Genomic DNA, 12193 nt, shown 5'->3' on the forward strand with positions numbered 1-12193 from the left:
CACTCCCACGGATTCAGTGCGCTGCCAGCTGGGCGATGACAACGTAATTATCGTCGGTCGACTCTCCTTCGACCACATCACAATTGGCGAGGATCAACCGCCCGGGAACCGATTCACGCAACTCGTGAGTGCCCAGCAGCGAACCTTTGTGCAGCGGCCCGACGGTTTCGACGTCGTACTCGAGCACCCCGTTCGGTGTGCTCAGCAGGACGTGATCTCCTGGCTCCACCACCCGGAGCGCCCGGAACGGTGCTTCGCGAGTGGTGAAGTTGTGGCCGACGACAACAACGGTCTGTGTGGTCGACGTTCCCGGCATTCCGCTCTCACCCCACCACACCGGCAGCTCGTCGACCGGATTCAGCTGCTGCCCACTCTCGCCGCCGCGCATCAGTTTCTCCGAGTGCAACGGACTGCTCAGGTACGTGACCCCGGACGCAGACCTCAACTCGATCCGCTCAGGTTCTGCCGGATCGACGGTCACCGAAGCCGGTGCAGCCGCGATGTGCGACTGCACCGGCGAGCGATCGGGTAGCGATCCCGCGTTCTCGCCCGAACATCCGGAAACGAGGAGTGCGAGGATCGCTACCGCCGAGAGGCCGGCGCTACGCAGACGTGTTGCCTGTACCGTCATGACGCTTGCGACGAACAACCACCGTCGTAGCTGCTGCGGCGGCAGCGCCTACGACTCCGACGCCGATCAGTACAGCCGGCAGGTTGGAGCTGCTGCTACCGCTGGTGCTGCTTGCAGTGTCGCCGAGAGCAAGGTCTACCGGGGGCAGGCTTCCGGCGAGTGCCGCATCGCCGTCGGCATCGGTGACGTAGTAGTCGACGACGTTGAAGGCTCCCTTGTTGTTGTAGTAGCCGACCAGCTTGACGCCGGTCTTGTTCACTACAGCGGTGGTCTCGTCGACCTTCGTGACTCCGGAGCCGTCGTCGGTGTGCTCACCGATGATCACCTCACCGCCGATGCCTGTTCCGTTGTCGATCTCCTTCTCGCCCTTTGCCTTGAGCTCGTCGACGATCTTCTGCGCTGCATCCGCTTCGGCCTTTGCTGCGGCCGCGGCGGCCTGAGCTTCCTTGGCCTTTGCTGCTGCGGCGTCGGCTGCGGCCTTCGCGTCTTCGGCGGCCAGGTAAAGATCCTGCGCCTTCTTGCTCGCCGCCTCGGCAGCTTCGGCCTTCTTGGCGGCTTCGGCGGCCTTTTCGTCGGCGATGGCTCGCTTGTCGGTGGCAGCCTCGCCCGCAGCATCGGCCTCGGCCTGTGCCGTCTCCGCAGCCTTCTGTGCAGCCTCGGCGTCCTTCAATGCGGAAGCTGCGGTGGCTGCCGCTTCATCAGCAGCCTTACGGGCGGCGGTGGCAGCTTCTACCTCGGTTGCTGCTGCGGACTCGGCTGCCTTGGCCGTGGTTTCAGCGGCGGTGGCCACCTTCTGAGTTTCCTTGACGGTGATCGCGAGCTGCTTGGCGTTCCACGCTGCGGCCAACGCCTGAGCCTTTGCGGCGAGTCCCTTCGCGATGTCCCAGTTCTTGAAGGCTTCGTCGGCCTCCTTGTTCTTGTCCGCAACCAGTTTGGCGTTTGCATCCGCGGCGGCCTTCGCCTCGTCTGCCTTGGCCTGCAGAGCATTTGCCTCGGCGCGAGCCTGTGCCGCTTCTTCGGTCTTGGTCCCCGAACCGGCGGCCTTCGCAGCCTCCTCGAGTTCCGCAGCCTTGGCTGCGGCAGCGTCTGCTTCTGCCTGAGCTGTTTTTGCTACCTCTTTCGCATCGGCCGCAGCGGACTCCGCAACCTTGGCCGCCTCTTCGGCTTCCTTGGCAGACTGTTCCGCGGCCCCAGCCTCCGCCTTGGCCTTGGTCGATTCGACCGCCGCCTTGGTTGCCTCGACGCTCGCCTGAGTCATTGCCTCGGTCGCCTTCACCGAAGTGTCTGTCGCTGCGGACGAGTCGACCCCCGCCGTCGCGGCTGCTTCGGCTGCCTTTGCTGCCGCGTCGGCTGCTGCTTTGGCTTTTGCTTCGGCTTCGGCCAGTGCTGCGGCGTCCGTACCTGCGGTTTCGACACTGCCCGCGCCCGCGACCCCGGCTTCAACCTTCTCGGGTGTGGTCTCGGTACTCGTCGCCGGGTCGGCGTCGGTGGTGGCAGCTGCCTCTTCCTCGGCGCAGGTCACCAGCGGATCAGCGCTCGGAGTACACACGGTTTCCGGCTCTGCCGATGCAATTCCCGTACCGCCCACCGCCAATCCGAGAGCTAGTACGGCACCGGCGGCCGCAGAGCGGACCCTCCGAGAATGGGCGATGGACTTCTCCGACATAGCGCTCAACCTTTCGGCCTTCTTTACGAAGACGGCAATTCCGGCGTGGACAGCCTTTACTTCGTCAGCTGAACCCCAGACGTTACGACCGGTCGGTCCGAAAAATTGAGAGCTGCTGTTCGACGCGCGGGAATCAGGATCGCGGAATGCGCCCCATCAGGTAGAACTCAGGATTGGGCAGCATGCCGGAGAAGCTCGCCATTCGGTTGCTCAGGCCGAAAAAGGCGGTGATCGCGGCGATGTCCCACGCGTCCTCGTCACCGAAGCCGTGCTCACGGAGGGCATCGAAGTCGGCGTCGGCGATTTCGTGCGAGGCGGAGTTCACCTTCGTGGCGAAGTCGAGCATCGCGCGCTGACGATCGGAGATCTCTGCGGTGCGATAGTTGACCGCAACCTGATCGGCGACCAGCGGCTTCTTCTCGTAAATCCGCAGAATCGCGCCATGCGCGACGACACAGTACGTACATTTGTTGGCCGCAGAGATCGTGGTGACGATCATTTCGCGATCACCCTTGGTGAGCGCGGAATCTTCCTTGAGCATGATCGCGTCGTGGTACGCGAAGAATGCCCGGAACTCGGCCGGGCGCCGAGCGAACATCAGGAAGACGTTGGGCACGAACCCCGACTTCTCCTGGATCTCGAGAATCTTGGTGGCGATGTCCTCGGGCACCTCGGTCAATTCGGCCTGCGGAAAACGGGTGCTCACTGTGCCTCCTGGTCAACCAACGATGTTCGATTCAAGATAATGATGATTAACTGAGTTGTCCAGATGCATTTCCTGCCCTACTTTTTCGGGCACGGATAGTCGGGTACGACCCAAGCGATCTGCGTAGCGTGAAACCCGTGAACAGGAAGACACGATGATCGACGGACTGAACCGCGCACTCGAGTACATCGAGAGCAATCTGCGCGGCGAGATCGACACAGCCGAGATGGCAAGGCTGGCAACCACCTCGGAGTATCACTTTCGGAGGATGTTCTCGGCCCTGGCCGGCATTCCCGTATCCGAATACATCCGTCGACGTCGACTCACCGTGGCCGGCGCCGAGTTGTCCGTCAGCAGATCAGGGGTGTTGGAGACCGCCGTGAAATACGGCTACTCATCCGCGGAAGCCTTCACACGAGCGTTCACCGCATTTCACGGAGTGAGCCCCGGCGCGGTCAAACGTGCTCCCGCCGTTCTCAAATCACAACCGAAACTTGTCATTCACGTGACGTTGGAAGGAGCCACACCGATGGACTACATGCTTGTGGAAAAACCTGCCCTGACCGTCGTCGGATTCAAAGCCCGGGTTCCGCTGGTTCACGAAGGTCCCAATTCTGCGATCGAAGATTTCACCCGCTCCGTCGACAAGGTTGCGCTGCGCGGTTTGCGCGAGCTGTCCGATCAGGATCCGGCGGGAATCGTCAGTGTTGTCGACAATGTGGCGCATCCCAGAACCGAAGGCACAGAACTGGATTACTACCTGGGAGTGGTCACCGGCAAACCTTCACCCATGGGTTTCGACGTACTGACGGTCGACGCACACACGTGGGCCGTGTTCACCGCCGACGGGTCGGCAATCGAATCTGTGCAGTACTTGTGGCGAGATATCTACACGGAATGGTTCCCGGCCAACCCTTTTCGCTCCGTACCTGGTCCCGAGATCATGCGTACTGAATACAACGACGATTTCACAGTCGCCCGGTTCGAGCTCTGGATTCCGGTCGAGAGCGAATTGAACGACAACGGCGCCTAAAGCAGCCGCCGGGTCGGATGGAAGTCACGACCCGGCGGCTGAGCCTTCAGATTAAACAGACTGTCAGAGAATCAGTTTCGCTCCGGTGGCAGCAACCACGTCGTCGACACCGATGCCCGGCGCCGTCTCCACCAGACGGAGACCGTCGTCAGTCACGTCGATCACGGCCATGTCGGTGATGATTCGCTGGACGCAACCCTTACCGGTCAGCGGAAGCGAGCACTCCTCGACGATCTTGTGCTCGCCCTTCTTCGAGACGTGCTCCATCATCACGATGACGCGCTTTGCGCCGTGGACCAGATCCATCGCGCCGCCCATGCCCTTGACCATGTGACCCGGGATCATCCAGTTCGCGAGGTCTCCGGTGGCACTGACCTGCATGGCACCGAGCACGGCAACGTCGACCTGACCACCGCGGATCATGCCGAACGACGCGGAGGAGTCGAAGAACGACGCACCGGGAAGAACGGTGATGGTCTCCTTGCCCGCATTGATCAGCTCGGGATCGAGTTCGTCCTCGGTGGGGTACGGCCCCACGCCCAGAACGCCGTTCTCCGAGTGCAATACGACGGTGATGTCGGTCGGGAGGTAGTTCGGAACCAGCGTCGGCATACCGATGCCGAGGTTCACGTACTGTCCGTCCTCGAGTTCGCGCGCAACGCGCGCCGCCATCTCTTCACGGGTGAGCTTGGTGGGTAGTACAGAAGTCATGCTCGTACCGTCCGATTCTCGATGCCGACCGTCACGGGGCCGACGTGGACAACGCGCTGAACGTGAATGCCGGGCGTGTGAATCTCGGCGGGGTCGAGCTCACCTGGCTCGACGAGGTGCTCGACCTGCGCAATGGTGATGCGTCCCGACGTTGCTGCTGCCGGATTGAAGTTCTGGGTACTCGCGCGGTAGACGAGGTTGCCGTGCCGGTCGCCTTTCCAGGCATGGACCAGTGCGTAGTCGGCGACGATGCCGCGTTCCATCACGTAGGTGACGCCGTCGAAGTCACGAGTTTCCTTGGGCGGGCTGGCAACTGCGATGCCGCCGTTGCCGTCGTAGCGCAGTGGCAGGCCGCCGTCGGCAACCTGGGTGCCGACACCGGCCGGGGTGAAGAACGCGGGGATGCCCGCTCCCCCGGCACGCATGCGCTCGGCGAGCGTGCCCTGGGGCGTGAGTTCGACTTCCAGCTCACCGGAGAGGTACTGACGCGCGAACTCCTTGTTGGAGCCGACGTACGAGCTGACGGTACGACGGATACGCCCCTTCTCCAGGAGCACTCCGAGCCCGAACCCGTCGGTGCCGCAGTTGTTGCTCACCGTTTCGAGTGATGTCGCGCCCTGCTCGAGGAGCGCATCGATGAGGATCTCCGGCACTCCGACGAGCCCGAATCCTCCGACAGCGATCGTGACGCCGTCCGGCACGTCGGCGACGGCCTCGGCAGCAGTGGGAATGACTTTGTCCATCATGTCGATCACAGTAGCGCGACGCGTACGTATTGTGAACCCCCGTCCGCATGACGAACATTTTCACCCCCCGGCATTGCCTGGGTCACATCTACGACCTATTCTGTTCGCAGAGCGCAACACATGTACACATTGCGAACAACTTCACGTAACCGAACGACGAGGTTCCCTATGCTGCATCTACCGCCGAGGTACCAGCGGCCGACTGGCGTCAACGCCCCGGCCGATTTCGCGGACTACAAGACGACTTCCCTTCGCCACCCGAAGCAACCGCTGAAGCTGCTCCCCCAGCGGCTCACGGAGCTCACCGGACCGGTGTTCGGCGAAGATCGCGTCGGCGCCGGCGAAAACGACCTGACCATTGCCAACGGCGGCGAAGCACAGGGACAGCGCATCGTTGTCCACGGCCGCGTACTCGACGGCGACGGAAAGCCGGTCCCCCACACCCTGCTCGAGGTCTGGCAGGCCAACGCCGGTGGGCGCTACCGCCACACCGGGGACAACTGGCCCGCGCCGCTGGACCCGTTCTTCAACGGCCTGGGTCGCTGCGTCACCGACGCGAACGGCCACTACAGCTTCACCACGATCAAGCCTGGCGCCTACCCGTGGATGAACCACGACAACGCCTGGCGACCGGCACACATCCATTTCTCGCTGTTCGGCACGGCCTTCACGCAGCGCCTCGTGACACAGATGTACTTCCCCGAAGATCCGATGTTCTTTCAGGACCCGATCTACAACTCAGTGCCCGAAGAGGCCCGCCATCGCATGGTCAGCGTCTTCGACTACGACGCTACAGTCCCCAACTGGGCTCTCGGGTTCCGCTTCGACATCGTCCTGCGTGGCCGTGATGCCTCCGTATTCGAGAACGAGGAAGACCACGATGACTGATCACACCGCGAAGCCCGCACCCACTTATCCGGTCGTCCCCGGCGACTTCACCACTGCCCCCTTCGGTGTCACGCCCTCCCAGACCGTCGGACCGTACTGGCACATCGGCCTCCCCTGGACGGACGGCCCCGACGCCGCCCCCGCCGATGCCCCCGGACGAATCACGCTGGCCATCACGGTGATCGACGGCGCCCGCACACCCGTCGCCGACGCGATGATCGAAACGTGGCAGGCCGATACGCTCGGACGCTTCAACCATCCGGACGATCCCCGCGGCGCAGTAGAGCTCACTCCCGCCGGTTTCCGCGGATTCGCCCGCAGCGCAGCGGATCCCACGGGCACAGCTCTCGTCCACACAGTCAAGCCCGGTGCGCTCCCCACCGAAGCTGACGTGAACGAGGCGCCACACGTCGACGTGTCGGTATTTGCTCGCGGCATGCTCGACCGCCTGGTCACCCGCTTGTACTTCCCCGAAGACGCCGACGCACACGCAACAGATCCGGTGCTGTCCTCACTGAGCGAAACCGAACGCGCGAAGTTGGTTGCAACCAAGGTCGACGGTGGGTACTCCTGGACGGTCTATGTTCAGGACGAGGACGCGAACGGCGTCGAGACGCCCTTCTTCGAGCTGTAAGAGGAGTACACATGCCCACTCGCGGCGCACTGTTCGACCCGGTGTTCGGGGCCACCCGAGTATCGGAGCACCTGTCCGACCAGGCGTGGGTCACCGCGTTGCTCGACGTGGAGGCCGCACTGAGTTGTGCCATGGCCACAGTCGGATTGGCAGACGGGGAACATTGCGCCGCGGTGGCGGCTGCTGCAGCTGAACTCTCACAACCGGGCGGCCTGGACATCGTGGCGCTCGGCCGCGCGTCGGCCGCCGGCGGAAATCCCGTCATCCCACTGGTGAAGATGCTGCGTGAAAGGGTCGGACAGGAAGGTGTGCCTGCCTCCGTGGTGCACCCGGGCGCCACCAGCCAGGACATCATGGACTGTGCGCTGATGCTGTTGACGCGACGCGCAGGCGCGGTGGTTCTGGCCGATCTGACCCGCGCCGCCGATTCCGCCGCCCACCTCGCTCGCATCCATCGCGCCACTCCGATGGTCGCCAGAACCCTGGGCCAACAAGCACTTCCGACCACCTTCGGGCTACTGGCCTCGAGTTGGTTCACCGCACTCGACGCCGCGGCAATCCGCCTCGAGATCGTGCTGTCCACGTTACCGGTTCAATTCGGCGGAGCCGCGGGAACACTCGCTGCTCTGTATCCCGACGGGCTCAGGATCGCCGACGCGCTGGCCGACGAACTCGGCCTGGCCAGGCAGGTCACTCCGTGGCACACCGACCGCGTGACCATCGCAGAACTCGCGACCACACTCGGTATCGTCGCCGGCGCCGTTTCCAAACCAGCCACCGACATCACCGTCATGGCGTCCACCGAGCTGTCCGAGGTCGCCGAGAGCGCTCCGGGCGGCTCATCGGCCATGCCCCACAAGCAGAATCCGGTTGCCGCGATCACCGCCCGCGCAGCAGCGCGACGCACTCCCGCACTGGTGGCCACAGCTCTGTCGAACATGGATCACGAATTCGCTCGCGCTGCAGGCCCCTGGCACGCCGAGTGGGAAACAGTCACCGATCTCCTGCGCCTGGCCGGCGGAGCGGCGCACCAGCTTTCCGTCAGCCTCACCGGTCTGCACGTACACACCGAGTCGATGGCTCGCAATCTCGACATCACCGGTGGCCTGATTCTTGCCGAGCGTGTCACCAAGGCTCTGTCCGCACACACTGATCGAGCGCGCGACATCGTCACCGCGGCAGCCACTTCCGGGGTCGGACTGGATCGAGATCCCGCTGTCGCAGAACACCTGAGCGAAACCGAGATCGCCGAATTGCTCGACCCCGCACACTATCTGGGCCACGCCACCGATCTGGTCGACCGCGCCCTCGCCGAACGCCCTACAGGAGGATCTCGATGAGCGTCGCGCTCAACTTTCAACAGACCGGCAATCCTGATGCTCCCGCAGTGGTTCTCCTGGGGTCACTCGGATCCGATCTGTCCATGTGGCAGCCGCAGATTCACGCGCTGTCGAATCGCTACCGCGTCATCGCCGTCGACCATCGCGGCCACGGCAAGTCACCGGTTCCCGCCGGCCCCTATTCCATTGCCGATCTCGGCGGCGATGTCATCGCTCTCCTCGATTCGCTCGAACTCGAGTCCGTACATCTGGTCGGGCTCTCCCTCGGCGGCGCTGTCAGCCAGTGGATCGCCGCGCACCACCCCACTCGCGTCGAGACCTTGACCTTGATGTGCACGTCCTCGCAGTTCGCCCCGGCTCAGCCGTGGATCGAGCGTGCGCAGGCTGTCCGTGCGGACGGTATTGCATCCATCGCGGCCGCCGTGGTCGGACGCTGGTTCACCCCGGGACTGGCCGACAACGATCCGGAACTTGTCGCCCGCCACGTCGCGATGGTCGAAGCCACACCCGACGAGGGCTATGCCGCCTGCTGCGAGGCACTTTCGGTGTGGGACGGCCGCGCCGACCTGGCCCGCATCGTCGCTCCGACGCTCCTCGTCGCGGGTGAGCAGGATCCGTCCACACCTCCGGCGACGCTGAGCGCGATCGCCGAGGGTATCGCCGATGCGGTACTACACGTCGTTGATCCCGGCGCACACCTGGCCAACGTCGAACAGGCCGGGCGCGTCACCAAACTGCTTGCAACGCATATTGCCTCGCACATATCTGCGCTCGCCCAACGGAGCGCCGCGGTGTCGGCAGGCATGACCGTACGACGTCAGGTGCTCGGCGACGCCCACGTCGACCGTTCCATCGCCGGTGCCACCGAGTTCACGGCCCCGTTCCAGGATTTCATCACTCGCACGGCGTGGGGCGACATCTGGTCACGCCCCGGCCTCGATCACCACACTCGCCGACTCCTCACTCTCGCGATCCTCACCGCCGTCGGCAACGAACACGAACTCGACATGCATATTCGCGCTGCACTGCGTGCCGGGATCGATCCCGACGAACTCGTGGAAGTATTTCTCCATACCGCGGTCTATGCGGGTGTGCCGAACAGCAACTTGGCTTTTGCGCTGGGAAAGCAAGCACTCGCGGACCTCTCGGCCGAACCTGAGGAGAACGAGGCAACATGAGTGAGAACAGCAGCGAGCAGTCGCCGGGACCGTCCCCGGACTACGTGCAGTCGCTGGCCCGTGGGCTTTCCGTCATCAAGGCTTTCGACGGTGAGCACCCGCGTCGCACCCTCAGCGAGGTTGCCAGGCACACCGATCTCACGCGTGCGACTGCTCGCCGCTTCCTGCTCACACTCGTCGAACTCGAATACGTACGTACGGACGGTTCGGTGTTCTGGTTGACGCCGCGAGTCCTCGAACTCGGCTACAGCTACCTCTCCAGTCTGTCCCTTCCCGAGATCGCCGGGCCGCATCTGGAAGCCCTGTCCGCCAAGGTCCGTGAATCCACCTCCGTGTCGATCCTCGACGGCGACGACGTCGTGTACGTAGCCCGTGTTCCGGTCAGCCGCATCATGACGGTGTCCATCACCATCGGCACACGCTTTCCCGCGTACGCCACGTCCATGGGCAGGGTTCTGCTCGCCGGCCTGCCGGACGACGCACTGGACGCCTACCTCGCCCGCGTGTCCTTCGCCCGCCTGACCGGCAAGACCATCTCCACCGCCGACGGACTGCGCGCCGAACTCGAGAAGATTCGCGCCGACGGGTTCGCGATAGTCGACCAGGAACTCGAAGAAGGTCTGCGCTCGCTCGCCGCACCGATCCGGGACGCAACCGGTGACGTGGTCGCGGCCGTCAACATCTCCACCCAAGCCGCCCGCTACAGCGCCGAAGCTGTTCGCGGTGAACTGGTTCCGGCCGCAGTCGCCACCGCGGACGCCATCTCCGTCGATCTCGGACGTACTCAGTCGTCCAACAATCACTCGGCAGCTACTCGCTGACCGGGCATACCCAAGGAAGAACCAATGCCTGACGTTGTCATCTGTGAGCCCCTCCGCACCCCTGTCGGCCGCTTCGGCGGGGTATTCCGTGACGTCGCTCCGGAAGATCTCGCCTCGACGCTGATCACCGAACTCGTCACGCGTACCGGCATTTCCGGCGCAGAGATCGACGATGTCATTCTCGGCCAGGCTTCGCCGAACGGTGAGGCTCCGGCGATCGGACGCATCGCGGCGCTGAACGCCGGTCTGGGTGTCGACGTTCCCGGCATGCAGGTGGATCGCCGGTGCGGGTCGGGATTGCAGGCAATCATCCAGGCCGTCATGCAGGTTCAGTCCGGTGGCAGTGACCTGGTCCTCGCGGGCGGTGCCGAGTCGATGAGCCAAGCCGAGTTCTACGCAACCGGAATGCGTTGGGGCGTCAAGGGTGAGGGTGTTGCGCTCAGCGATCGTCTCGCTCGTGCCCGCGTCACAGCCGGTGGACGCGAATTCCCGGTTCCCGGCGGAATGATCGAAACGGCAGAGAACCTGCGTGCCGAGTTCTCCATCAGCCGAGAGGATCAGGACGCACTCGCGGTGCAGTCGCATCAGCGTGCAGTCGCCGCCCAGAAGAACGGCGTCTTCGCCGAGGAAATCGTTCCGGTATCCGTTCCGCAGCGCAAGGGTGAGGCCCTGATCGTCGACACCGACGAGCATCCGCGGGCCGACACCTCGATGGAATCGCTTGCGCGCCTTCGTCCCATGCGCGCAAAGATCGACCCCGACTCCACCGTGACCGCAGGTAATGCCAGCGGCCAGAACGACGGCGCAGCACTGGCGATCGTCACCACCGCAGACAAGGCCCGCGCACTCGGACTGCGCCCCCTCGCGCGCTTGGCAAGTTGGAGTGTCGCGGGCGTTCCCCCGCGCACCATGGGCATCGGTCCCGTCCCGGCGTCGGAGAAGGCACTCGGCCGCCTCGGATTGACCCTGGCGGACATGGATGTCATCGAACTCAACGAAGCCTTCGCGGCACAAGCACTCGCAGTCCTGCAGAGTTGGAAGCTCGAGGCCGACGACCCACGCATCAACCCCAACGGCTCCGGCATCTCCCTCGGCCATCCGGTCGGCGCCACGGGTGGACGAATCCTGGCCACCCTGTTGCGCGAGATGGACCGTCGCGAAGCGCGTTACGGCCTCGAGACGATGTGCATCGGCGGCGGGCAGGGCCTGGCTGCGGTCTTCGAGCGCCTGTCCTGATCAAGCTCCGACGTGCGCGACGCCGGGGTCACCGAGTTCGCCGCGTAGACCGTCGAGAAAGACACGCAACAGTTCGGTCAGTTCGGCCTGCTGCTGCTCGGTGAGAATCGACGTCAGTTCGGCTTCACGGCCGAGGACTCGGTCCACCAGTTGCTCCACCAGCTCGTGACCGGCGGCAGTGAGTGTCACGAGAACGATTCGTGAGCCCTCGGATGCAGACCTCTCCACCAGACCTGCGTTCTCCGCGCGCGCGAGTCGCTGTGAGATCGCACCGGCCGTGACTCCGGTCTGCTCGGTGATCTGGCGAGTCGTCAACTGATACGGCTCGCCGGATCGCCGCAGGACACTGAGCAGGTCCAGAGTCGCGGTGTCCGCACCGGCCGAGGCGAGTACCCGTCGGCGATCCTCACCGAGCAGCTTGGCGCACATCCACAGCCTGGTCACGATGCCGATACCCTCTACCGGCGTGCCCGGCCTTTCGCGAAGCCAGGCCAACGCGACCGCGTCCACCGCGTCGTCCGGGTTGTAGTCGCCCACCACTGCACACCTCGTTTAGCTCTAAATGATACGTTCTTCGTATAGGTCTAAACGTAGCTCACGGAG

The 12193-nt window shown here is 64.1% G+C and carries 13 protein-coding genes; 7 read left to right on the forward strand and 6 right to left on the reverse strand.

Going from position 1 to position 12193, the window contains the following annotated elements; genetic code table 11:
- Positions 1 to 13: 13 nt before the first annotated feature.
- The 3 genes from I7X09_RS11850 to I7X09_RS11860 all read right to left on the reverse strand — a co-directional run bounded on the left by I7X09_RS11850 (position 14) and on the right by I7X09_RS11860 (position 3003).
- Positions 14 to 631: a sortase domain-containing protein gene (locus tag I7X09_RS11850; protein ID WP_124569144.1), complete on the reverse strand. Its 618-nt coding sequence runs from the start codon at positions 629 to 631 to the stop codon at positions 14 to 16.
- Positions 603 to 2297 (reverse strand): hypothetical protein, encoded by a 1695-nt coding sequence (locus I7X09_RS11855; protein ID WP_200316941.1) that lies wholly within the window; start codon positions 2295 to 2297, stop codon positions 603 to 605. The genes I7X09_RS11850 and I7X09_RS11855 overlap by 29 nt, the downstream gene beginning before the upstream one ends.
- Before the next feature lie 133 nt (positions 2298 to 2430).
- A complete protein-coding gene (locus tag I7X09_RS11860; protein ID WP_095972090.1) occupies positions 2431 to 3003 on the reverse strand; it encodes a peroxidase-related enzyme in 573 nt (190 codons plus the stop codon).
- A 154-nt stretch (positions 3004 to 3157) separates the two neighbouring features.
- Here I7X09_RS11860 and I7X09_RS11865 point away from each other — a divergent pair, with 154 nt between their 5' ends.
- Positions 3158 to 4036, forward strand: a complete 879-nt coding sequence (locus I7X09_RS11865) for an AraC family transcriptional regulator (RefSeq protein WP_200316943.1) — start codon at positions 3158 to 3160, stop codon at positions 4034 to 4036.
- A gap of 63 nt (positions 4037 to 4099) precedes the next feature.
- On the opposite strand, the gene I7X09_RS11870 is transcribed toward I7X09_RS11865, so the two are convergent.
- Both I7X09_RS11870 and I7X09_RS11875 read right to left on the reverse strand, forming a co-directional pair.
- The gene (locus I7X09_RS11870) at positions 4100 to 4747 is read right to left on the reverse strand and encodes a CoA transferase subunit B (RefSeq protein ID WP_200316945.1); all 648 of its coding nucleotides are present in this window, start codon (positions 4745 to 4747) and stop codon (positions 4100 to 4102) included.
- Positions 4744 to 5490 (reverse strand): CoA transferase subunit A, encoded by a 747-nt coding sequence (locus I7X09_RS11875; RefSeq protein ID WP_007730016.1) that lies wholly within the window; start codon positions 5488 to 5490, stop codon positions 4744 to 4746. Before I7X09_RS11875 ends, I7X09_RS11870 begins: the two co-directional genes overlap by 4 nt.
- 171 nt (positions 5491 to 5661) lie before the next feature.
- Between I7X09_RS11875 and pcaH the strand changes: the two genes are divergently transcribed.
- Genes pcaH through I7X09_RS11905 form a run of 6 tightly spaced genes read left to right on the forward strand, consistent with a single transcriptional unit; the run spans position 5662 to position 11590 of the window.
- Positions 5662 to 6381 carry a protocatechuate 3,4-dioxygenase subunit beta gene (gene pcaH, locus I7X09_RS11880; RefSeq protein WP_166808992.1) on the forward strand — a complete coding sequence of 240 codons (720 nt, stop codon included), beginning with the start codon at positions 5662 to 5664 and terminating at the stop codon, positions 6379 to 6381.
- The gene (gene pcaG / locus I7X09_RS11885) at positions 6374 to 7015 is read left to right on the forward strand and encodes a protocatechuate 3,4-dioxygenase subunit alpha (RefSeq protein WP_124569139.1); all 642 of its coding nucleotides are present in this window, start codon (positions 6374 to 6376) and stop codon (positions 7013 to 7015) included. The genes pcaH and pcaG overlap by 8 nt, the downstream gene beginning before the upstream one ends.
- An 11-nt stretch (positions 7016 to 7026) precedes the next feature.
- Positions 7027 to 8355 carry a 3-carboxy-cis,cis-muconate cycloisomerase gene (pcaB, locus tag I7X09_RS11890; protein ID WP_200316947.1) on the forward strand — a complete coding sequence of 443 codons (1329 nt, stop codon included), beginning with the start codon at positions 7027 to 7029 and terminating at the stop codon, positions 8353 to 8355.
- Positions 8352 to 9533, forward strand: coding sequence for a bifunctional 3-oxoadipate enol-lactonase/4-carboxymuconolactone decarboxylase PcaDC (gene pcaDC, locus I7X09_RS11895; protein WP_200316949.1), 1182 nt, complete (start codon positions 8352 to 8354; stop codon positions 9531 to 9533). Before pcaB ends, pcaDC begins: the two co-directional genes overlap by 4 nt.
- Entirely contained in the window at positions 9530 to 10354 is an 825-nt protein-coding gene (locus I7X09_RS11900; RefSeq protein ID WP_095972084.1) for an IclR family transcriptional regulator domain-containing protein, read from the forward strand. Before pcaDC ends, I7X09_RS11900 begins: the two co-directional genes overlap by 4 nt.
- Before the next feature lie 24 nt (positions 10355 to 10378).
- Positions 10379 to 11590 carry an acetyl-CoA C-acetyltransferase gene (locus I7X09_RS11905; RefSeq protein WP_124569135.1) on the forward strand — a complete coding sequence of 404 codons (1212 nt, stop codon included), beginning with the start codon at positions 10379 to 10381 and terminating at the stop codon, positions 11588 to 11590.
- Here I7X09_RS11905 and I7X09_RS11910 read toward each other — a convergent pair whose 3' ends face one another.
- On the reverse strand, positions 11591 to 12127 hold the full coding sequence (locus tag I7X09_RS11910) for a MarR family winged helix-turn-helix transcriptional regulator (RefSeq protein WP_234036887.1): 537 nt from the start codon (positions 12125 to 12127) through the stop codon (positions 11591 to 11593).
- Positions 12128 to 12193 lie beyond the last annotated feature (66 nt).

It is taken from the genome of Rhodococcus sp. P-2 (assembly GCF_016598535.1).
GTDB lineage: Bacteria > Actinomycetota > Actinomycetes > Mycobacteriales > Mycobacteriaceae > Rhodococcus_F > Rhodococcus_F baikonurensis.